26 protein-coding genes are annotated in these 22,325 nt (G+C 47.3%); 14 read left to right on the top strand and 12 right to left on the bottom strand.

Features of this window, described 5'->3' with window-relative positions; all coding sequences use genetic code 11:
- The first annotated feature begins 72 nt into the window (after positions 1-72).
- Positions 73-1,212 (top strand): ABC transporter substrate-binding protein, encoded by a 1,140-nt coding sequence (locus SFW65_08830; GenBank protein MDX1923217.1) that lies wholly within the window; start codon positions 73-75, stop codon positions 1,210-1,212.
- 7 nt (positions 1,213-1,219) lie between these two features.
- Here the strand turns inward: SFW65_08830 and SFW65_08825 are convergent, their stop codons facing one another.
- From SFW65_08825 to SFW65_08810, 4 genes are read right to left on the bottom strand one after another with little or no spacing between them, the layout of a single operon-like run.
- On the bottom strand, positions 1,220-2,251 hold the full coding sequence (locus SFW65_08825) for a patatin-like phospholipase family protein (GenBank protein MDX1923216.1): 1,032 nt from the start codon (positions 2,249-2,251) through the stop codon (positions 1,220-1,222).
- 21 nt (positions 2,252-2,272) lie between these two features.
- The gene (locus SFW65_08820; protein MDX1923215.1) at positions 2,273-3,064 is read right to left on the bottom strand and encodes a 3-hydroxybutyrate dehydrogenase; all 792 of its coding nucleotides are present in this window, start codon (positions 3,062-3,064) and stop codon (positions 2,273-2,275) included.
- A 25-nt stretch (positions 3,065-3,089) separates the two neighbouring features.
- Positions 3,090-4,319, bottom strand: coding sequence for a phosphoglycerate kinase (locus SFW65_08815; protein MDX1923214.1), 1,230 nt, complete (start codon positions 4,317-4,319; stop codon positions 3,090-3,092).
- Between the two features lie 32 nt (positions 4,320-4,351).
- Complete coding sequence (locus SFW65_08810) at positions 4,352-4,540, bottom strand: hypothetical protein (GenBank protein ID MDX1923213.1); 189 nt, start codon at positions 4,538-4,540, stop codon at positions 4,352-4,354.
- Positions 4,541-4,743: 203 nt separating this feature from the next.
- On the opposite strand from SFW65_08810, the gene rpmH reads away from it, so the two are divergent.
- The 8 genes from rpmH (at position 4,744) to dapD (ending at position 10,381) form a co-directional block, all read left to right on the top strand.
- Positions 4,744-4,878, top strand: a complete 135-nt coding sequence (rpmH, locus tag SFW65_08805; protein ID MDX1923212.1) for a 50S ribosomal protein L34 — start codon at positions 4,744-4,746, stop codon at positions 4,876-4,878.
- 7 nt (positions 4,879-4,885) lie between these two features.
- Entirely contained in the window at positions 4,886-5,245 is a 360-nt protein-coding gene (gene rnpA / locus SFW65_08800; GenBank protein ID MDX1923211.1) for a ribonuclease P protein component, read from the top strand.
- A complete protein-coding gene (gene yidD / locus SFW65_08795) occupies positions 5,224-5,523 on the top strand; it encodes a membrane protein insertion efficiency factor YidD (protein ID MDX1923210.1) in 300 nt (99 codons plus the stop codon). Before rnpA ends, yidD begins: the two co-directional genes overlap by 22 nt.
- Positions 5,516-7,222: a membrane protein insertase YidC gene (yidC, locus tag SFW65_08790; GenBank protein MDX1923209.1), complete on the top strand. Its 1,707-nt coding sequence runs from the start codon at positions 5,516-5,518 to the stop codon at positions 7,220-7,222. The genes yidD and yidC overlap by 8 nt, the downstream gene beginning before the upstream one ends.
- Complete coding sequence (yihA, locus tag SFW65_08785; protein MDX1923208.1) at positions 7,222-7,848, top strand: ribosome biogenesis GTP-binding protein YihA/YsxC; 627 nt, start codon at positions 7,222-7,224, stop codon at positions 7,846-7,848. The genes yidC and yihA overlap by 1 nt, the downstream gene beginning before the upstream one ends.
- A 110-nt stretch (positions 7,849-7,958) precedes the next feature.
- On the top strand, positions 7,959-8,831 hold the full coding sequence (gene argB, locus SFW65_08780; protein MDX1923207.1) for an acetylglutamate kinase: 873 nt from the start codon (positions 7,959-7,961) through the stop codon (positions 8,829-8,831).
- Positions 8,832-8,848: 17 nt separating this feature from the next.
- Entirely contained in the window at positions 8,849-9,526 is a 678-nt protein-coding gene (locus tag SFW65_08775; GenBank protein MDX1923206.1) for a pyrimidine 5'-nucleotidase, read from the top strand.
- Between the two features lie 3 nt (positions 9,527-9,529).
- Complete coding sequence (dapD, locus tag SFW65_08770) at positions 9,530-10,381, top strand: 2,3,4,5-tetrahydropyridine-2,6-dicarboxylate N-succinyltransferase (protein ID MDX1923205.1); 852 nt, start codon at positions 9,530-9,532, stop codon at positions 10,379-10,381.
- Here the strand turns inward: dapD and SFW65_08765 are convergent.
- Both SFW65_08765 and SFW65_08760 read right to left on the bottom strand, forming a co-directional pair.
- Positions 10,378-11,247 carry a succinylglutamate desuccinylase/aspartoacylase family protein gene (locus tag SFW65_08765; protein ID MDX1923204.1) on the bottom strand — a complete coding sequence of 290 codons (870 nt, stop codon included), beginning with the start codon at positions 11,245-11,247 and terminating at the stop codon, positions 10,378-10,380. The two genes, dapD and SFW65_08765, sit on opposite strands and share 4 nt — an antisense overlap.
- Before the next feature lie 52 nt (positions 11,248-11,299).
- Positions 11,300-11,677 (bottom strand): hypothetical protein, encoded by a 378-nt coding sequence (locus SFW65_08760; GenBank protein MDX1923203.1) that lies wholly within the window; start codon positions 11,675-11,677, stop codon positions 11,300-11,302.
- 199 nt (positions 11,678-11,876) lie between these two features.
- On the opposite strand from SFW65_08760, the gene SFW65_08755 reads away from it, so the two are divergent.
- Entirely contained in the window at positions 11,877-12,368 is a 492-nt protein-coding gene (locus tag SFW65_08755) for a RecX family transcriptional regulator (GenBank protein ID MDX1923202.1), read from the top strand.
- Here the strand turns inward: SFW65_08755 and SFW65_08750 are convergent, their stop codons facing one another.
- Positions 12,369-13,346 (bottom strand): hypothetical protein, encoded by a 978-nt coding sequence (locus tag SFW65_08750; GenBank protein MDX1923201.1) that lies wholly within the window; start codon positions 13,344-13,346, stop codon positions 12,369-12,371.
- Positions 13,347-13,456: 110 nt separating this feature from the next.
- Here SFW65_08750 and SFW65_08745 point away from each other — a divergent pair, with 110 nt between their 5' ends.
- Positions 13,457-14,632, top strand: coding sequence for a carboxynorspermidine decarboxylase (locus SFW65_08745; GenBank protein ID MDX1923200.1), 1,176 nt, complete (start codon positions 13,457-13,459; stop codon positions 14,630-14,632).
- A gap of 88 nt (positions 14,633-14,720) precedes the next feature.
- Positions 14,721-15,929, top strand: a complete 1,209-nt coding sequence (locus SFW65_08740; GenBank protein ID MDX1923199.1) for a saccharopine dehydrogenase family protein — start codon at positions 14,721-14,723, stop codon at positions 15,927-15,929.
- Positions 15,930-15,932: 3 nt separating this feature from the next.
- Here SFW65_08740 and SFW65_08735 read toward each other — a convergent pair whose 3' ends face one another.
- The gene (locus tag SFW65_08735; GenBank protein ID MDX1923198.1) at positions 15,933-16,109 is read right to left on the bottom strand and encodes a DUF1674 domain-containing protein; all 177 of its coding nucleotides are present in this window, start codon (positions 16,107-16,109) and stop codon (positions 15,933-15,935) included.
- Between the two features lie 10 nt (positions 16,110-16,119).
- On the opposite strand from SFW65_08735, the gene SFW65_08730 reads away from it, so the two are divergent.
- A complete protein-coding gene (locus SFW65_08730; protein ID MDX1923197.1) occupies positions 16,120-17,451 on the top strand; it encodes a transcription antitermination factor NusB in 1,332 nt (443 codons plus the stop codon).
- A 16-nt stretch (positions 17,452-17,467) separates the two neighbouring features.
- The gene (gene rpe, locus SFW65_08725) at positions 17,468-18,130 is read left to right on the top strand and encodes a ribulose-phosphate 3-epimerase (protein MDX1923196.1); all 663 of its coding nucleotides are present in this window, start codon (positions 17,468-17,470) and stop codon (positions 18,128-18,130) included.
- 10 nt (positions 18,131-18,140) lie between these two features.
- Here the strand turns inward: rpe and mrdA are convergent, their stop codons facing one another.
- The 4 genes from mrdA to SFW65_08705 form a co-directional block, all read right to left on the bottom strand.
- Positions 18,141-20,117 (bottom strand): penicillin-binding protein 2, encoded by a 1,977-nt coding sequence (gene mrdA, locus SFW65_08720; GenBank protein MDX1923195.1) that lies wholly within the window; start codon positions 20,115-20,117, stop codon positions 18,141-18,143.
- Positions 20,118-20,124: 7 nt separating this feature from the next.
- The gene (mreD, locus tag SFW65_08715) at positions 20,125-20,637 is read right to left on the bottom strand and encodes a rod shape-determining protein MreD (GenBank protein MDX1923194.1); all 513 of its coding nucleotides are present in this window, start codon (positions 20,635-20,637) and stop codon (positions 20,125-20,127) included.
- Positions 20,634-21,521, bottom strand: coding sequence for a rod shape-determining protein MreC (mreC, locus tag SFW65_08710; GenBank protein MDX1923193.1), 888 nt, complete (start codon positions 21,519-21,521; stop codon positions 20,634-20,636). Before mreC ends, mreD begins: the two co-directional genes overlap by 4 nt.
- A 38-nt stretch (positions 21,522-21,559) precedes the next feature.
- The coding region (locus tag SFW65_08705) for a rod shape-determining protein (GenBank protein ID MDX1923192.1) at positions 21,560-22,325 on the bottom strand (766 nt) is incomplete at its 5' end.

The following is a 22,325-nucleotide window of genomic DNA, read 5'->3' as shown; positions in this document are numbered from 1 at the left end:
GATGGCTATTGTATTTTCATGCTGTTTCGTAACGCATTTTTTTTGAGCCTAGTCGCTTTTTCAGCACCCCTAATGGCGGCGCAGAGCGATGCCGTACGCATCGGCGTGCTGACCGATATGAGCGGCGGGATGGCGGCATCATCCGGACTTGGTTCGGTTGAAGCAGCGCAATTGGCGGTTGAAGATTTGGGAAGCAATGTGAATGGTAAACCCATTGTAGTCATCAATGCAGATTTCCAGAATCGCGGTGACCTTGCCCAACATATCAGCGAAAGCTGGCTTAGCAAACAAGGCGTGGACGTAGTGGTCGATGTTCCAAACGGACCTATCGCTGCCAAACTGCAAGATTATTTCAAAGAACAGAAAAAAATTCTGCTTACTTCCAGCCCAAGCTCTACACGGTTTCGTGATGCATCGTGTCACAATAATAGCTTGTCATGGCTTTATGACCGCGACACATTGACAGTGAATTTAATTCAAGCACTGGTAGACGATAAAAAGAAGCGTTGGTTCGTTATTAAGAGTGAAGATGGCTATAGCTGCGATCTTGCTAAAATTGCCAAAAGGCGCATTAAGGATAGTGGCGCTGAATTAGTGGGCGAAGCACAATTCGGCAAGCGGATGAGCGGGCTTTCGATTATTCTCGAACAAGCGGAAGATGTAAAAGCCGATGTTATTTTTCTGGCGTTCGACCGCCCCGATGTGCTGCATTTACTAAATCATTGGCCTGTGCATGGTAAAGACAAAGATATACCTCCGGTTGCATTCACCACCCTTTCACTGTCTGATATCCATGAGTTGGGAAGCAAACCAGCACCAACATTCTATACTGTATCGCCATTTTACTGGAATCAGGATGGCACAACGCGCGAATGGTCAACCAAGTTTGCAACCCGGAACAGAGGCGCAATGCCTACAGATATTCAAGCAAGCGTCTATTCGTCCGTACGGCATTATCTTGAAAGTTTGAAGATTGCACAAAACGGCGATGCGCAAGATATATTGGGCCGTATGAAAGGTGCAGCACTTGCTGATCCGCTATTTGGCGCAAGTCATATTCGTAATGACGGACTGGTTGCACACCGTTTACTTCTGTTATCATCCATACGCAATGAAGACCGCGGGCATCCATGGGATGTATATAAAATAGTGAAGACGATTAACCCACAAAATGTTGCGCTGCCCGCAGAAATCATCTGCAACAAAGAATAAGGGCTGATTAAGCAACAAGCTTATCGATGTCCAGCGTGCTTTTAACACCCAAATCATCGAAATGCGCGCTGAGCCATTTTTTGGTGGCAGTCTTACCCGCTTCACGCAGTGAAAGAAGAAAATTCCATTCGGGATTAAACTTGCTTTCAAGCGGCAAGCCAGACATAACTTTTTCATCACCCACCATATGCAGATGCAATTGGCGGAGACCGCATAGCTGTTCATTAAGATGCCCATCGATAAGCAGCTTGTTAACAAGGCGAAGCCCGCGTAATTCCACCAGCAAAGGTGAATTGAAACTAATCTCGTTCAAACGGTCGGCAATTGTATCGGATGTGCGAGGAACCGCATCACGGAAAATAGGATCAATCTGCACAATCATGATATCATTGGTGGCATCGCATTCAGTTAATGGAAATAGACTTGGATTACCCATAAACCCGCCATCCCAATAATAATTGCCATCGATTACCACCGCCTGAAATAATTGCGGCAAGCAGGCGGATGCCAATACCGCTTCAACTGTAATTTCATTCCCAGTGAATATTTTAAGCTTGCTACGCAGAACATCGGTTGCCGAGATGTGGAGATTGATCATACTACTTTTGCGCAATTCATCGAAATCGATGAGGCTGAGCAATACATCTTTAAGCGGATTTAATCCCAGCGGATTAAGCTGATAGGGCGAAAAGTATTTCGACATCATATCGAAACCCGCATAGGTACCAGACGCCATCATTTTCATGGGGCCAAGAAGCTGATCCATTGTATTCGATGCTGCAAATGCGCCAAAACGTCCGGAATCACTTACCTTTCGCCAGAACATTTCCAGCAGTTGGATTGTCTTATCTGCTCCGCCTTTAAGAAGACCATAGGCAAACACTGCTGCATTCATTGAACCTGCACTGGTGCCGCTGATGGTTTTGAATGCTACACGTCCATCGAGCAATAACTGTTCGAGCACGCCCCATGTAAATGCGCCGTGCGCCCCACCACCTTGCAGCGCGAGATTGACAATTTTTTTTGATGTGTGGGTCATACTACGTATTGTGCGGTATTTTTATTGTGCAGTCCAGCCGCCATCCATGGTCATAGCCGAACCTGTGATTTGCGCGGCAGCATCACCGCAGAGAAATACCAATAATGCGCCGAGTTCTTCGGGCGTTGCAAATTGCTTTGAGGGTTGCTTTTCGGATAGCAATTTTTCTTTCGCGGCATCGTTACTGATCTTCTGTTCGGCGGCAATCGCATCGATCTGCTTTTGGACCAGCGGCGTCAATACCCAGCCGGGGCATATCGAATTACACGTAATTCCCGATCCTGCGGTTTCCAGTGCAACCACCTTGGTTAGCCCGATTACACCATGTTTTGCTGCGACATAAGCTGCTTTTTCCTTTGAAGCGACAAGGCCATGGGTTGACGCTGTATTGACAATGCGGCCCCATTTTTTGGCACGCATGAATGGCAGCGCATACTTAATACCATAAAAAGCGGAAGACAAATTGGTTGCCAAAATTGCATCCCATTTATCGAGGGGGAAATTTTCAACTGGCGATGTGAATTGAATACCTGCATTGTTGACGAGAATATCCACTGAACCCAATTCAGTATTGGCCGCTTTAATCATCGCTTCGACTTGATCGGGTTTTGAAATATCGGCGGCGTTGTAACGTACCTTTACACCATACTGCTTTTCCATGCCTGCGCGCTCGGCTTCAATTGTTGCTGCATCACCAAAGCCGTTAATCATGACATGCGCACCTTCAGCGGCCAGTGTTTTTGCCATTCCCATGCCGATGCCACTGGTTGAACCGGTGATTACCGCGCATTTGCCTTTTAGTGAATTAGCCATGACAGTCTCCTAACTGATAAGGCGCTTAAACATTTGCAGCGCGCGCCTCTGGTTTTCTTTGTTTGCGTAACACTTCAACACCGGGCAATGCGCATCCTTCCAACCACTCAAGGAATGCACCACCTGCTGTCGAGACGTAGGAAAGGCTATTCCCGACTTGTGCCATATTTACGGCAGCGACGGTATCCCCGCCGCCCGCAACCGATAGCGCAGCCCCCTTTGATGTAAGGCTGGCAATTGTTTTGGCAACCGCCATCGTCGCTTTTTCAAAGGGTGGAATTTCAAACGCACCAAGCGGGCCATTCCACACAATTGTTTTAGCCTCGTTCAGCGCAGCCTGTATGGCGGCAACTGTTTTTGGCCCAACATCCAATGCCATTTTGTCGGCTGGAATATGCTCAACCATTACGGTTTCAGTTGGAACATTCGCTGCAAAAGTTCCAGCCACCACCACATCGCTTGGCAATAGAATCGTACAGCCTTTTTGTTTGCTCTCTGCCATGATTTTGCGCGCAGTATCGAGCATGTCAGGTTCATAAAGCGATTTACCAACGGCCATGCCTTGTGCGGCAATGAAGGTATTTGCCATACCACCGCCAAGCACCATCACATTGACTTTTGCGGTGAGGTTACTGAGTAATGCAAGCTTGGTTGAAACTTTGGACCCACCCACAATCGCCACCACAGGACGAACCGGTTTATCCAGCGCCTTTGCCAAAGCTTCCAATTCATTTTGCATATCACGGCCACAGCAGGATGGCAGCAGATGCGCAATACCTTCGGTTGATGAGTGTGCGCGATGCGTTACCGAAAACGCATCGTTCACAAATACATCACCCAACGCTGCAAATGAATTGCTTAAGCTAATATCGTTTTCTTCCTCACCTTTATGAAAGCGGGTGTTTTCCAAAACCAGCACCTCGCCGCTGTTCAATTTGGCAATCGCGGCCTTGGCTTTATTGCCAATTGATTCATCACAGAAATCAACGCGTTCATTCAGTAATCCGGAGAGGACAGGAACAATTTGTCCGAGCGACATGGACATATCCACTTTGCCTTTTGGACGGCCAAAATGTGATAGCACAACAATTTTTGCTTTTTTGCGTTTAAGTTCCTGAATGGTTTTCAATAAACGCTGCAAACGGGTCATATCACCCACCACACCGTTTTGCACCGGCACATTCAAATCGCCGCGCAACAGCACAACTTTATTCGAGACGTCAATATCATCCAGAGTGAGAAATTCCCCGCTCATAACTTTATCCTCATACTGTTTTGAATTAAAAATTAGTGGTGTTCGGCTTTATCAAGCGCATTACGCACCAAGACACCAAGGCAAAGTAATGATAAGCCAAAAAGTGTCAGGCCGAACACGTACGCATCTTGCGTAGCGCCTTTGGCCGCAAGAAATAGCCCAGCCAAGGCAACGATGGACAACATAATGCCAAGCAGCCAGTTAACTAATCCCTGTAACATATAGAGCCTCTTAAGAATTGGGGTCATTTTAGGCCACGATTTATGCCGTAAAAGTCCTTATCCGGCAAGGATTTACCATTAGGCCCCATGAGCACAACATAAGTTGTTGACTCTGCAACTTGTTTTCCTATAAAAATCCTCGCTTTGGTGGCCCCCTGAGATGGCCCCTTTTTTAGCTTTTATTGTAGTTCAGGAGTACGCGGATGAAACGCACATATCAACCTAGCCGCTTGGTTCGCAAGCGTCGCCACGGCTTCCGCGCCCGCATGGCTACCAAAAATGGCCGGCGTGTTATTTCGCGTCGCCGCGCACAAGGTCGTAAGCGTCTTTCCGCTTAAAGATTAGTTGAGCACAAAAACCAATCCCAAAAATAATCGTCTCTTAGTTCGTAGTGATTTTTTGCGCGTTGCTGCAAGTGGCATCCGTTTTGTATCATCAGGGTTTGTTTTACAAAAAAGCAAAGAAGAAGCATCTCTTGTTCGTTATGGCCTGACCGCCACAAAAAAGCTGGGCAACGCTGTTGCCAGAAACCGTGCACGTCGCCGTCTTCGCGCGTTAGCTGAAAACCATTTATTGAAGCTGGCAACGCCAGGCGATTATGTTCTAGTGGCACGCGAGGCAATTGCCACACGGGAATTCACGCAACTGATCAGCGATTTGGAAAAAGCCCTTAAGGTTTTGAAATGCCAAAAAGTAAGCTCCTGACCATTGCCGAATATGTCATCGCAACTGTAATGATTGGAGCCATCCAGCTTTACCGTTGGACGTTATCGCCCATCATCGGGCGGTTTTGCCGTTTCCAGCCAACGTGTTCTGTTTACACTATTGAAGCAATTAAGATTCATGGCCCGTGGGCAGGCGGAGTTTTAGGCATAAAACGTATATGCCGCTGCCATCCGGCTGGCGGTTTTGGGTTTGACCCTGTGCCGCCCCGTGATAAGAATGCGCGACCCCACACAAGAGAAGTAACGACAGATGAATGACAATACGAATTTCTTTTTGGCCATTGGTATCTCCATCATGATTTTGATGGGCTTTCACTGGTTTTACGAAGTGCCAAAACAACGCGCCGCACAAAGCCAGGTGCAAGCCACACAAATTATCGCCAAAGAGCAACCTGTTGTTGAAACCGTGACCGCACCCAAGCAACGCAGCGAAGTGATTGCCGCAAGCAAACGTATTTCATTGGGCAACGAACATATTCATGGGTCGATTAATTTAAAGGGTGCACGCTTTGATGACTTGACGCTCATCCGCTATCACGAAACGGTGGATAAAAGCAGTCCGGAAATCGTGTTGCTTTCTCCTGCTGGCAGCAATCAAGAGCACCCGGCCTATTACGCAGAACTGGGCTGGCTGGCGACGGATGAAAAAACCAAATTGCCTGCGGGTGATACAGAATGGCAAAGTGATGCCACCAAACTGACCGCGGGCAAATCGGTTGTGCTGCATTGGGATAATGGTCAAGGTTTGAAGTTTGAGCGCACCATCAATCTTGATGGTAATTATATGTTCACCGTAACCGATAAAGTTACCAATAGCTCTGGCGCAGATGTAACGCTGGTTCCGTTTGGTTTGGTATCACGCCATGGCTTGCCAGCGCATGTTGGTGCAGGCACATCGCATGAAGGCCTAACAGGCGTATTAGACGGCCAGTTGCGCGAAAAAGATTACAAGAAATTGAAGGATGAACCGCTGACAACCTATACCAGCAAAGGTGGCTGGATTGGCATGGCGGATGTGTATTGGTTCACAGGGATTATTCCAGACCAGAACGATAACCTCACCGCCCGCTTTCTTTACAGCAGTGTGAATGGCCAAAACCGTTATCAAAGCGATGTAAAGAGCGATCCGGTTGTTATCAAGGCGGGCGCAGATGCTTCCAAAACCTATCATGTGTTTACTGGCGCAAAAGAAGTTGCGGCACTGGAAAATTACGGTGATGCGTTAAAGATACCGATGTTTGATAAGGCCGTGGATTTTGGATGGTTTTACATTATCGCCAAACCGTTTTTCCACGTGATTGACTGGCTTGGAAAAACATTTGGCAATTATGGCCTTGCGATTATCGCATTCACCATTTTGTTGCGTTTATTGTTCTTCCCATTATCCGAAGCATCTTACCGTTCTATGGCCCGCATGAAAGAATTGCAGCCCGAAATGAACCGTTTAAAGGAACGCTACAGCGCTGACCCCGTCAAGATGAATGAGGAAGTCACCAAGCTGTATCAAAAGGAAAAAATCAATCCGCTTTCGGGTTGCTTGCCGATACTCATTCAAATTCCTGTGTTCTTCGCGTTATACAAGGTGTTGCTGGTTAGCATTGAAATGCGTCATGCACCATTTTATGGCTGGGTACATGATTTATCTGCACCTGACCCATCTAATATCTTCACACTGTTTGGCTTGTTTGCGTTGCCATCGTTCCTCTCATTCTTGCATTTGGGTATTTGGCCGTTGCTGATGGGCGCCACAATGTACATCCAGCAGATGCTGTCACCACCGCAAGCTGACAAAACCACACAGCAAGTGTTTATGCTGATGCCCATCATGTTCACATTCCTGTTCGCGGGTATGTCAGCTGGATTGGTGATTTACTGGACGCTAAGCAACGTACTTGCCATCGCGCAGCAGGTTTTGATTAAACACCGCAGCAATAAAGACGCTACCGCTAAAACCTGATGGCAAGCATTACAACGCCAAAAAAAGCTGAAGCGTTTTTTACAGGGCCATGTGTATTTGCGGCAGGCGCACCCACGCCTGAATCATTGCCAAGCGAACACTTTCCGGAAATTGCATTTATTGGGCGATCCAATGTTGGCAAATCAAGTTTGGTAAACGCACTGACCGGGAAAGATATGCTGGCACGTGTTTCAAATACGCCGGGCCGTACACAGCAATTGAATTTTTTCCGTCTTGGCGACCGCATGATGCTGGTCGATATGCCGGGCTATGGATATGCCAAAGCATCGAAGGATGCGATATATGAATGGAACGTATTGATTGATGCGTATTTAAAAGACCGTGGAAATTTAAAGCGTCTTTGCCTGCTGATTGATGGACGCCACGGCATTAAAGACAATGATCGTGAATTCATACATAAGCTTCATGTTTATGCGGTGCCGTTTGTAGCCGTTATTACCAAGACCGATAAAATTAAAAAAGCTGAACTGGACGACGTTAAGGCCAGCGTTGAAACCGAGATTAAAAAAATCGGCCCTGCATGGCCAAAAGCCTTTGCCACCAGCTCCGAAAAAGGCGTTGGGATTGATGAACTGCGGCTATTTCTTGCCCAGTACGTGGATTAATTTACCGCCCACTCTGTTCCGCTGCGCGGAACAACCGCTTAGGCGAGGCATAAATTTCCACTTTAAGCTCAGCGTCTGGCTGTTATAATCATCCCCAGAAGGAAAAACGAATGATTAACACCGAAAATCCAAGCAAAGAAGAATGGGGTAGCATCGCCCGTATTTTGGCTGAAGCATTGCCATTCCTGCAACAATACCGCGGACAGTGTTTCGTCATCAAATATGGCGGGCATGCGATGGATGATAACGCAACGGCGCTCCGTTTTGCACGTGATATTGTGTTGCTGAAGCAAGTTGGCATTCACCCTGTAATTGTTCATGGTGGCGGCCCGCAAATTGATGCGTTCCTCAAAAAACTGAATATTCAAAGCACATTTAAAAACGGCCTACGTGTTACCGATGCCGCTACGATGGAAGTCGTTGAAATGGTATTGGCAGGCAAAGTCAATAAGGAGCTTGTGCAATCCATCAGCAATGCCGGCGGTGTAGCGATTGGGTTGACGGGCAAAGATGGCAATCTGGTGCGCGCGCGCAAAATTACGCCAGACGGCGTGGATTTGGGGTTTGTTGGAGAACCGATTAAAATCAACACGCATATCCTTAAAAAGATTCTGGAAGAAGATGGCATTCCAGTTATCGCGCCCGTGGGCGTTGATGAAAACGGCCAGACATTAAATATTAATGCCGATACCCTAGCCGGCGCGATTGCATCTGCATTGCAAGCGGTGCGTTTCATGTTGCTAACTGATGTTGCAGGCTTCCTTGATAAAAACGGCCAACTTGTTTCTGAAATGACTGTTTCGCAAACCGAAAAAGCGATTACGGACGGCGTTGCCAAAGGAGGCATGATCCCGAAGCTGCAAACCTGTATCAGTGCAGTGCGCAGCGGCGTTAAAGGCGCGGTTATTCTAAATGGCAAAGACCCGCATAGCGTATTGCTGGAATTACTAACGCCAAAAGGTAATGGAACCCTGATTAGTTAGATTTGGGTCAGATCATCATGCCAACAGAATTACGCGATATTTCCTGCTGGATTTTCGATCTGGACAACACGCTGTATTCGCCGGATAGCAACCTGTTCCCGCAAATCCATGAGCGCATGGGGTTGTTCCTGATGGACTATTTCAAGATTGACAGGGAAGCAGCGCATGACTTGCGCTTCCAGTATTTCAAAAAATACGGAACGACGATGCGCGGGATGATGACCGAGCATAACATCGACCCACATCAATTCATGGAATATGTGCATGATGTTGAGCTGACCGATATTGGCCCCTGCCCTAAAATTTCTGCACTCTTTGAAAAATTACCGGGCCGCAAAATCATTTTCACAAATGCAGATCACCGCCACGCCAATCGCATTTTGAACCATTTACAACTGCGCGACCATTTTGAAGGTATTTTTGACATCGCCGATGGTGATTTTGTATGTAAGCCGGAAACAGGCCCATATGAAACTTTACTGCGCCGCTATAATCTGAAAGCTACCGATTGCTGCATGATTGATGATATGCAGGTGAATTTAAAGGCAGCTGCCGAACTTGGGATGACAACGGTATGGATGCGACATGAGGCCGAATGGCTGCGAACCAAGCCCAAAGCTGGCGAACACTATCCGCATTGCCATCACGTCATAAATGATTTAACTCTTTTTCTTGAACAAATTACCGGAACATAAGAAATGAACACGATTAAACCCGAAGAAGTCCAAGGTCTTATTGAAGAAGCATGGGAAAAGCGCGATACCATTAAACCGCGCGAAGACACCAAATTCCGCTACGCCGTTATTCACGTAATGAACGACCTTGATAAAGGAGCACGCCGCGTATGCGAAAAAGTTGACGGTAAATGGATTACCCATCAATGGATCAAGAAAGCGATTTTGCTTTCCTTCCGCGTACATGAGAGCGTGCGCATCACCGGTGGGCCTGGAGGCGCATCTTGGTATGATAAAGTGCCCAGTAAGTTTCAGCATTGGAGCGAAGACGCCTTTGCCAAGGCAGGTTTCCGTGCGGTGCCCAATTGCGTTGTTCGCCATTCTGCATTTATCGCGCCTGGCGCAGTATTGATGCCGTCTTTTGTGAATGTTGGCGCGTATGTAGGCGAAGGCACCATGGTCGACACATGGTCCACCGTTGGGTCATGCGCGCAAATCGGCAGGAATGTACATCTTTCCGGCGGCGTAGGTATTGGCGGTGTGTTAGAACCTTTGCAAGCCAATCCGGTTATCATTGAAGATGATTGTTTTATTGGTGCACGCAGCGAAGTTGCCGAAGGCGTGATTGTTGAAAAAGGTGCGGTGTTGTCGATGGGCGTATTTATTGGCGCATCAACCAAAATTATTGACCGCGAAACAGGCGAAGTATTTATGGGCCGCGTACCAAGCTATTCCGTTGTTGTTCCCGGCACATTGCCAGGAAAGCCGATGAAGGATGGTAGCCCAGGCCCCAATCTTTCCTGCGCAGTGATTGTAAAGCGCGTGGATGAAAAAACGCGCTCAAAGACATCAATCAATGAATTGCTGAGAGACTAAGTTTCATCAATACCGAGATAAAACCATTCCTGTCCTACAGGGCAGTCGGCGTGGGGTAATACAATACGCCCGCTAAATGGCGCGGTGATCTTTTCGCCATCATCAAAACTGGCGACCACCGTGCCAACCGCGATTTCGTCAAGATGTTTCCAGGGCTGCGCGAATACGCCGCTGCGTTGCTTGTAAAAAAGTTTTTTAATACGTGTACGGCGCATTTTGCCTTCATCGGCTGGCACGTTCACGTTTGCGATACCGCATTTCAATAACGCCCCTTCGATCGCACGAATGGCAACGGGAACCGCGCTGGGATCCAAATGCTGACCGCATTCAACAGTAGTAGCGATAGCGCCATTTTGCCGTGCATATTCGGTTGTGCCCACGGATTCAATCGGATCAATCTTCACGCCGCTGGCAGCATAAGCCTCCGTCCAACCGTAAATCACGTGGTCAAGGCCCAGCGCCGCGATAAACGGTTCTTCACGGTCGCGCAGGTGATCATCGCCGCGAAACGCAAAAGCCGGCCCACCAGCCCGATAGGAATGGATATCAAGCAATACATCGCAATCTTCCAGAAGCGGCGTAAGCTCATTCATCAAAAATTCTTCATACATTCTTGGTTCAGCACGCTTTGACATGGCACGGTTGAGATTTCTGTCGATGAAGCGTTTGTTTTCAGCGTAAGCGCGCGGATTGCACACCGGCACAAAGGTTACGCGGCCCGCTTCTATTTTGATTTCGCCGGAATTGAACCGCGCCAATACCTGTTCAATAGCGGCAGGACCACATACTTCATTGCCATGAACAGCGCCAAGCACGAGCAGACGCGTTCCAGATTTGGTTGATGTAAATGTAACGGGATTGAGCATGCGCCAAGTATAGCGATGCTATTGAACAGGACTAGCTGTTTTTACAGGAGCTTTATACTTTTCCGGAAATACGGCGTAAATCACCGGCCTGATCGGCCGAACGGATATGCGAGATAGCCCAGATATCCTGCTCGCGCACCATGTCGATAAGACGGTGGCTGCACACTATCATCACCTGCCCCATGGCGGTAACCGATACGCTGGATAGTTCACTGGCCATGTGTTCGTGTTTAACCCAGTCACGAAGCACTTGAATGAATTCTAATGCAGCATGGCGGCTAATTTCAGTCATCAGCACGCGGGATGCTTCGCGGTTTTCTGGTACATGAAGCTCGATGAAGTAACGGCTATAGACTGGCTTTTTGGCAGCCGTAACCACTGGCTCTTTGAGTGGTTTTTTTTGTTCTTCTGTTAAAATTGCTTCAATCATACAGTTTGCCTAAAATTTTATATATGCTCAGAATACAGGCATTCTGTTTAAAAAATGTTTAAGTTCATATACTTAACAGAAGATTAAAATACTGTTATAGTTTACTTTCACCTTTGATTTCAGTAAGCCGCCAATGTTTAAACACAATTCCAGAAAAATAAAAAAGCTAAAACCGCTAACCAAAGAGCGGTTGGAGTTTTTGGCGCTACGCTATGTAACCCGTTATTCGGCTACGCGCGGGATGCTTGGCCGAACCTTGCAACGGCATATTGATAAAGCTGCTTATGCCGATAAGGAATTTGCAAGCGGCGATGCTATTCGCTGGAAAAATGCAATTCTAAACCGGTATGAAGAAAAGAACTGGATTAATGACGGCGATGTGGCAAAGCGTTTTATTGAACACGCAAAGCAATCAGGATTATCACGCCAGAAGATACAGCAAAAATTATTACATAAAGGCGTTGGCAAAAACCTGATTAAAGAAAAAATAATTGAGTCCAGTGAAGACCACAGCCTTGACGAAATGGATTTGGAAGCGGCACGTATCTTTGCAAAAAAGAAAGGCCTTGGCATCCATCGCAAGACAAAGAATGCAGATCCAAAAAAGGAACTTGCCAGAATGTGCCGTGCCGGATTTTCATTTGAAACCGCACGCAAAGCATTGAATATAGATTTAAGCGAAAATGATTGATTAGGCTTGTTTAGTGCGTATCATAAAGGCATAGGCACGCGCATAAAACGCGGAGATAAGCCCGAACAGGAACAGAATGAAGGCAGCCCCTATTGTTTTAAACAAGACATGCTCCGCAAAGCTTAAACGGTTTATAGCCTGTGCTGCTTCACCTGTAACATTCTGTTGCGTAGTACTGATAAGCAAACTGACTCCAATTACAATTCCCAAGGCAACAATAACTGTCGGCAATCCTATCAGCAGATTACCCAGAAAAATTCGCCACACATTTTGTTTAGTCATTACCCATGATTGCTTAAAGGGCTCCGTCACCTCGCCCATCACTGTAATTGGATAGCTCATGGATGTGCGTGCAATCAGGTAAAGCATCAGTACGATGCCGCCAATAAATAATGGCCAGTTATCGGAAATACTAACCGCTTCTCCACCTGCGAATTCAGGAATGGATGCCATGAAGAAACTGACCATCACCAGTACAATCGGCGCTTGCGCAAAACCGGATTTCATAGCAGTAAGTGTGAAATGCCATTCCGGCTTGCCATAATGGAATATAATGGTTTTATCCTTTTTTTCTCCGAGTAATAACTGGCGATACCATGCAACCGAAAACGAAAACACCATAGCCACCTGAAACAGATTCAACGCAAGAATCATGGCAAGATGTTCTGCCTTCACCTGCCGCGCCTCCGCGATTGTCACAGCACGTGAATTTTCTGCCTCTGCTATTTTTTCTGTTACACCTTTTTCGCTTGGCGGTAAATCGAGTTTTGGACCCATATCTTGCTGCGCTATTTGGACCTCAGGATGAATGGATTTATAAATTTCCTGCGTCACAATCAGTGTCGGAATTTCGACAAACAATACCATCATGAGGAGGATGAGCCAGATACTGCCAAGGAAGGCTTTCAAATTGCCTATTACATCGCCATAGGCCGCTTTCACGGTTGCAATAATAGGAAGGGGCAAGGATTGCGTCATAAGCCGGCACTGCGTAAAAGGGGTGGGAAGAGCATCATATTATTCTATGATAACTGCTACAATCTTGTTAATTAACAAGCTTAAACTAACCGGATTCGAAGTAAACCGCCATGCAGCACCGTATCAGCAGCAAACTAAACGCCATCCAAACGCCCGCCTTTGTAGTGGATGAGTTGCGCCTTGGGCATAATTTAAAAATCTTAGCCGATATCAAAACGCGTACCGGTGCCAAAATCCTGTTTGCCATAAAAGGCTGCCCTTTAATGCCCATCTTCCAGATGATTGGCGATGTGTTAGATGGTTTTACAGCAAGCGGCGTTTATGAAGCGCGGTTAGCAAAAGACGGTTATAAAAAGAGCGAGACTGAAATTCATACCTTTTGCCCTGCCTATAGCGAACAGGAAATCCATGAATTGCTGTCATTGCAAAACAATATTCACATCTATTTCAATTCACTGGAACAGTTAAACCAGTTCGGACCGATCATCAGAAAACATAAAAAGAGCGTGAAGATTGGTCTGCGCATTAACCCCGCCCTGTCATTGGCAAAATTTGCAAAATACGATCCATGCCGTGCTGGATCGCATTTTGGTGTGGCGGTATCCGAGCTTTCCAAAGCCGATTGGACGTTGATTGATACGCTGCATGTCCATGCGTTATGTGAGAACATGGCGGAAGAATCCGCACGTCTAATTACCCAGGTTGGCGAATTGTTGAAAGGCGTTTTACATCACGTAAAAACTGTAAACTTCGGTGGCGGACATTTTATAACCCATGTCGATTATAAGCTAGATGTGTTGGTTCATGCGCTGAATGAATTCAAAAAAGCCTATCCACACATTACGCCAGTGTTAGAACCCGGCGCTGCGGTAGTATATGACGCTGGTTATCTCGTGGCATCGGTATTGGGATTACAAAACAATGAAGGCACGCAAAACGCTGTACTGGATGCGTCAGCCAATGCCCACGTGCCTGACGTAATGAAAGCCGGCATTCGCCTTTCAGTCCTTGGCGAAACCGAGACCAGCCAAGGCAATAGCAGTACCTATACCTTTGTCTCCCGCACATGCATGGCGCGTGATGTGTGGGGCGATTATGCGTTTGAAAAACCATTAGAGGTTGGCAATAAGATTGTCTTTCTGGATGGGCTTCAATACTCGCTGGGCGAGGCAAACTGGTTTAACGGCCATCCTCGCCCTGATTTGGCAGTGCTCAACGCAGCCGGCGAATATCGCGTTTGGCGGCATTTCAGCTATGACGACTTCAAGCATAACTACAGCGCCTAAAAACCCCATAAAAGCATTGTATTTCTGCAAGCAGGTGTTATGTTTCGGAAAGGTTTTGAACCCTTGCGGCATATATATGGAGTGAAATATGGGTACAGTTTTAATCATTGGTGCAGGTGCTGCAGGTAGTGTGGTTGCAAAAAAATGCGCCATGAACCGTGATGTATTCACAAAAATCCATCTTGCATCACGCACACTTTCAAAGTGCGAAAAAATCAAAAGCGAATGCAAAAGCGAAATCACCGTATCGCAAATTGATGCGGATGATACCAACGCCGTTATCGCGCTTATCAATCAGGTGAAGCCAAAGCTGGTTATCAATATGGCATTGCCATATCAGGATTTGACGATTATGGATGCTTGCCTAGCCACCGGTGTGCATTATCTGGACACCGCCAATTATGAGCCAAAGGATGAAGCAAAGTTCTCCTATTCATGGCAATGGCCATACCATGACAAGTTCAAGGCCAAAGGTATTATGGGTGTATTGGGCTGCGGTTTTGATCCTGGCGTTTCAAACATTTACTGCGCATATGCACAGAACAATCTGTTTGATAGCATTGATTATATCGATATCATTGACTGCAATGACGGCAACCACGGCAAGTCATTTGCGACCAATTTCAACCCTGAAATTAACCTGCGCGAAGTAACGCAGCGCGGTAAGTATTGGGAAGACGGTAAATGGATTGAAATTGATCCACTTAGCATTGCGCGCATGATTGATTATCCGGAAGTTGGTCCGCGCAAATCCTATCTGATTTATCATGAGGAAGAAGAATCCCTTGTAAAAAACATCAAGGGCCTGAAGCGCATTCGTTTCTGGATGACGTTCTCCGATAACTACATCAAGCATCTTGATGTATTGCAAAGTGTTGGCATGACCAGCATCAAACCGGTTAAATTCCAAGGAATGGATATTATTCCGCTGCAATTCCTGACCGCATTGCTGCCCGTGCCATCCACCCTTGCGGAAAACTACACCGGCAAAACATCCATCGGCTGTATCATTCAGGGCGTAAAAAATGGCAAGCCACGCAAGGCGCTGATTTATAATGTGTGTGATCATGCGCAAACCGCCAAGGAAGTTGGCGCGCAGGCTGTTTCCTACACAACCGGCGTTCCAGCCGTTGTTGGCGCAATGATGATTTTAAAAGGCGCATGGAAAGGTGAAGGGGTGTTCAATGTCGAACAATTACCGCCTGAACCATTCCTTGAGGAAGTTGCAAAGCAGGGCCTTCCATGGCATGTGAAGGAAATGGCCGTTGAGGATTTGAAAGAACCCCTCGCTGCTTAATTTCTAAAAATCGGTGCAGCGGCCGCCTTTTTCCCAATCACCAAATCGCGTAGGTTCTGGCCCAGCCTGACCGCCTGTTTCGCCAGTTTTCTGTACGATGACATCTTTCTTAACCGCACCTTTTTCAAGCGAGATGGGTATCGGCTGATTATTCTTTAATGGGTCAGGGTTTTGCGTCATAACCATGACCATGCCAGAACCGAAAGAAAAAGCCAAGTCCGCGCAGAAGCCAAAAGACGCACGCCCCAAAGACGCACGTGTGCTTGCGCATAAAATTCTCCTTAAAATTATCTATGAATCCGTGTCGATTGAAGACGCATGGGAACAGACCAAAGAAGTGAATACATTAGAACAACGTGATCGTTCACTATGTCGCCTGCTTGTTCTAACAACGCTTCGACAGTTTGGCTTTCTTGATTACCGAATTCGTCAATACGCCAAAACGCTGGAGAAGTTGCCCCACACGGCATTAATGGCGTTACGAATTGGCTTTACGCACATTTTGTTTTTACATTCTCCTGCCCATGCGGTTGTGAATACTTGCGTCAATTTACTTGGCCCGCATGACAAGGTTATGCGGGGTTTAGTCAACGCCGTATTACGCAAGGCGGCTGCGAATGAACAACCCATTCACGATGCAACGCAAGGTTGGCAGCAAGCGCTTCCGAACTGGCTGCTCAATTCTTGGAAAAACGATTATGGGCTTGAGAATTTGGGAAAGATTGCGCAAGCGTCTCTGCGAGAACCCTATTTGGACATCACAGTTAAAGACAATATTGCACACTGGCAAAAAGAATTAAATGCGCAGCTATTGCCAAATGGCAGCCTTCGCCTTGCCACCCAAGATGACATCACAAAATTACCCGGCTTTGCAGAGGGTGAATGGTGGGTGCAAGATGTCGCTGCAGCGTTGCCAGCGATGATGGCAGGCGATGTAAAAGGAAAACTGGTATTTGATTGTTGCGCCGCACCTGGCGGTAAAACAGCACAGTTTCTAAGCAAAGGCGCAAAGGTGGTAGCGATTGACCAATCGCAAAGCCGGTTGCAGCGTCTTCGTGAAAATCTGCAACGTATAAAAATGAACGCCAATATATTATCGGTTGATGTGCTGGAGTTTAAACCCAATAACCTTGCCGATGTTTTATTTCTGGATGCACCATGCAGTGCAACGGGCACTTTGCGGCGTCATCCTGATTTAATGATTCATAAAAAGCCTGAAGATGTAACACGTCTTGCCGCGTTACAATTGCGCATGCTGAACCATGTGGCAAACTTCGTAAAAAAAGATGGGCTGCTGATATACGCGGTCTGTTCATTACAAAATGAAGAAGGAGCCGGTGTGGTTGATGCATTTTTAAAGAAAAACCCCAACTATGCGCGCCTGCCCGTTACCGCTGCCGATTTTGGTGGATGGGAAGAAGGGGTGACAAGCGCGGGAGATTTGCGTACACTTCCTTATTATATGGCGGCGTTTGGCGGGATGGACGGGTTCTATGCCGCACGCCTCAAGAAAATTGCTTAACGAGTTGAGACTTTAAATGCCGCAACAAGCCACACGTATCGCCCCGTCGATTTTATCCGCAGATTTTGCCAAATTGGGGGAAGAAGTTCGGGCAATTGATGCCGCTGGCGCTGATTATATCCATGTGGATGTGATGGATGGGCATTTTGTGCCAAATTTGACGATTGGCCCGCTAGTAGTTAAAGCTTTGCGCACGCATTCTAAAAAAATATTTGATGTGCATTTGATGATTGCGCCCGTTGATGCATACGTTGCTGAATTTGCCAATGCCGGTGCAGATATTATCACTGTTCATCCTGAAAGTGGTCCACATTTGCACCGTACACTGCAACTGATTAAATCATGCGGCAAAAAAGCGGGAGTTGCATTAAACCCCGCCACACCAATCGATGCTATTGCACATGTGATTGGGGATGTGGATCTGGTATTGGTCATGAGCGTAAACCCCGGATTTGGTGGGCAAAGTTTCATCGACAACCAGCTGGATAAAATTAAGCAGCTACGCAAAATGATTGATGCGGCTGGCAAAAAAATTGATTTGGAAGTAGATGGGGGGATCAACCCCGAAACTGCCAAACTAGCCGTTGCTGCTGGCGCAGATGTGCTGGTTGCTGGAACAGCTACATTTAAGGGCGGTACTGCCCAATATGCAGAAAATATCAAAGCGCTTCGTATTTAAAAGCGGGCAATTAATTGATCGGATCTTCGGTCAAATCATCATCTTCCATGATAAGCTCTTCATCCTGATCAAGCTGGGTATCGGGCTCTGAATTTGGCGAAGCTGGCGCATTTTTCTCAGGCAATTTCGGATCTTTTCCTTCTGGCATGACCAATGGTTTGGGCAGAGCCCCTGCAGGATCACGTTTCATGACTTCAATGAGCAGGTCTCTGGCAATAGGTGCAGCATTCTTTGAACCGCCGCCGCCATGCTCCACCACAACACAGCACACATAGCGCGGGTTTTGCACGGGCGCGAAGCTGATAAATAACGCATGATCGCGTTCTTCCCACGGACGTTTTTCATTTGGGATAACGCCTTTGGAACGCTCTGCTTTGCTAATACGACGCACCTGCGATGTTCCGGTCTTGCCGCCGATTTCATATCCAGCGACTGGGATTTGCGATGCTGCGGCAGTACCGCCAGGCTTGCACACAGCGGCCATAGCATCACGCACAAATTGCAAATTCTCTGGCTTTAAGGCCAGTGGCGCGAAAGTTTCCTGCGCACGCTTCACATCCTTCACGCTTTGCATCACGTGCGGTTTAACCGCAACACCACTGGCGATACGCGCCGTTGCTACCGCCAATTGCAACGGCGTTGCCAGCATATACCCTTGACCAATAGATGCGACCAATGTTTCTCCGGGTTGCCAGGCTTCTTTATAATTTTTCTGCTTCCATTCGCGGTTGGGAACAAGTCCTGCTTTTTCGTTTGGCAAATCAATGCCTATTTTTTGCGACAACCCCATCAGCTTCGCAATCTCATAAATCTTATCGATGCCTATTTTTTGGCTGGTATGATAGAAAAATACGTCGCAGGATTGATATATGCCTTTCTTCATATCAACTGAACCATGACCACCTTTTTTCCAGCAATGGAAGCGATGATTACCGAAATCAAGGTGGCCTGGGCAGAAATAACTGGTCTTCGGGCTGATACCTATTTCCAGCGCGGCAAGCGCCACAATCGTTTTAAAGGTAGAACCCGGCGCATAAAGACCCATCACGGCTTTGTTAATAAGTGGTACGAGCGGGTCATTGTTCAGCTTGCCCCATAAATCTTTGGAAATGCCATAAGTAAACTGGTTAGGGTCAAAGGACGGGTGTGACGCAATACTGTAAATGCTGCCATCCACACAATCCATCACCACTGAACTGGCGCTGAGCTCTGCGGTTAAACGCTTTTGTGCAAAATCCTGTAAAGACATATCTAGCGTGAGACGAAGTTCGTGTCCGATCTTTCCTTCATGCTTTTCAAGCTCACGCACAGGACGACCAAAAGCGTTTACTTCTAGATGTGAGTTGCCCGGTTCGCCGCGCAAATCAAGATCATAGATGCGCTCCACGCCACTTTTGCCAAGACGGAAGCTTGGCTGACTAAGTAATGGATCATTTTTTGCTTCTTCTTCGGTTGGCGCGCCCACATAACCAAGAATATGTGCGGTTGACTCGCGAAAAGGATAAAACCGTGTTTCGCCAGCTTCAATCACGATGCCCGGCAATTCAGGCGTATGAAGCTCCAGCATGGACAGTGTTTCCCAATCAATGTTTTCACGTAGCAGCACAGGAACGAAGGAACGGTTTTTCTTTAAATCTTTCTGAATACGCTTTTTTTCCCAATCTTCAAACGGCATCATTTCATAGAGGGAACGCAGCGTTTCTTTCACATCCCTTGTTTGTTCCGGCACAAGCACAGCGCGAAAGCTTTTATCCGAACGCGCGAGAATAACGCCTTTGCGGTCAATAATAAGGCCACGTGGTGGCAAGACCACACGCATACTGACGCGGTTTTCTTCCGCCAAAGTGACGTATCGGTCACCTTCCTTCACTTGTAGATTGTATAGACGGTTGAATAACACACCAAACAGGCCAGCCTGCGCTGCGCCAATCACAAATGCGCGGCGGGTTAGTAAGCGCCCCCTGTCTGTGTCACGTATTATTCCCATCTCTCACCTAGGATCTGGAAAAAACGCTGCGCTGCAAATAATGAAGCACCATGGTGACCAACGGAAAAAATAGAATACCAACTACAACACGAAGCACCACGGGCATAACATCGACCCATGTGCGAATAACGAGGGAAGCGACCAGCCATTGTGCAGCCGACACACCGATAATCACTATACCGAACATCATCCATAAATGCTGGAATGATTGTTGCAGGAAGAATTGGCGTTGTCCGCGCAGGAAAAAATCAGCCGCAAGGTAAGTTAGCGCTGTCACGCCCAGAGGCTGGCCAAGCAATACATCCTGCATAAAGCCGATAATAAACGACCATGCCATGCTGAAATGTTCAGGACGGTTTACAACCCAGTAACATAGCGCCATAAGCGGAAACACAGAAAGAATGCCTTTAATTGTTGACGTTGGCCATGGCACAATCATCAACAGTAAAAATATAACGCAGCTCAAGGCAGGTAAGCTGGCTTTTGTAAACTCTTCAAATCGGTGTAACGGTGTGCTCATGGATGCGCCTTGTTAGGATTTCCAGGCAAAAGTGATGGCGTCGTCTCCGGAGTGCCCTGTTTCAATTCCTGATTAATTGGATTTTTATCAGCACCCGCAAGATTATATTGCACCAGCCGTACCACTTGCAGACGGTCAAGCTTGGCATAAGGGTTAAGCCATGCATCGCCGCCCTTGCGTCCCTGCAAGACGCCCACCGGAAGATTGGGTGGAAACAAGCCGCCATGGCCCGATGTGACAACGCGCGTGCCAAGCTTTACATCGACTTCTGGTGGAATGAACAGCAATTTGGGAAGCCCCGTGCCCTCCCCCGATAATATCGCCCGAAGCTGAGTTCCTTCCAGCATAACAGGCAAACGGAAGTTTAAATCATTAAACAGCAAAACGCGCGATGACCATTCCCCCGTTTCTATCACGCGGCCTACGACACCGTCTTCGCCCATCGCAATCATATTTTTTACAACACCATCTCGCGAGCCTGCGGTTACAATCACGCTGTTGTTGAAATTACCACCTACTTCGGCAATCACACGGGCCGTTAGAAAATTGATAACTGACTCATCTTTGTATTTTAGCAAGCCGCGAAGGGTTTTGTTTTCATCGGCTTGCTGCTGGGCCAGATCACGCCATGCACGCAGCTCCGCAACTTCCTGTTGCAATTTTTTGTTTTCTTCCCTCACACCCGCAACATCCTGCAAGGCCGTTGATAACCCTTGAATGGCTTCGCCTGGTTTTGCTGCCGCGTGCATAAATGGCGCAAACATATCCGTAAAGGTAATGCGCACCTTTGAAACCAGCGATGGCATGAAGATATTCAAAACAATCAGCAACACTGCGAGCGTAATAAGAATTAGCGCATGAATATGCTGCCCGAATGGGCGCATAGAAGGCGATAATCCCTTGTTGCGATACCTAACCAATCTTAATAACCCCCGACGAGAAGATTTTTAAGACTACGCATATCCTCTAGCGCGCGTCCCGTGCCCATTACGACACAAGTGAGTGGATCATCGGCAATCATTACCGGCAAGCCAGTTGCGTGGCGCATCACCAGATCCAAATTACGTAGCAAAGCCCCACCGCCGGTTAGCACAATACCCTTATCAACAATATCTGCTGCCAATTCCGGCGCTGTATTTTCTAACGCAACCTTCACTGCTTCCAAAATTTGACCAACAGGATCTGCCAAGGCTTCTGCTATTTGCGCTTCACTTAAAACAATTTCTTTTGGAACACCATTCATCAAATCGCGGCCTTTAATTTCCATCAATTTGCCTTCGCCGTGTTCAGGAATACTGGCGGTACCAATGGTTTTCTTAATACGCTCTGCGGTGACTTCGCCAATCAATAGATTATGATAGCGACGAACATAATTCATGATGGCTTCGTTCATTTTATCGCCTGCACAGCGCACCGACCGCGAATAAACAATGCCACCAAGCGATATAACTGCGACTTCCGTTGTACCACCGCCAATATCGACAATCATCGAACCGGTCGGCTCCGTTACCGGAAGATCCGCGCCAATCGCAGCGGCCATCGGCTCTTCAATTAAGTATACAGCGCGAGCGCCGGCGCTTTGCGCGGCATCTACGATCGCTTTGCGTTCTACCGGAGTCGAGCCGGAAGGTACGCATACAATCACCAGCGGACGACCGTCAAATTTGCGGTTCTGCACCGCGCGGATG

The organism is Alphaproteobacteria bacterium (assembly GCA_033762625.1).
Taxonomy (GTDB): domain Bacteria; phylum Pseudomonadota; class Alphaproteobacteria; order UBA9219; family RGZA01; genus RGZA01.
Note: the sequence above shows the minus strand (reverse complement) of the source record. Positions and strands in the feature narration are given on the sequence as shown.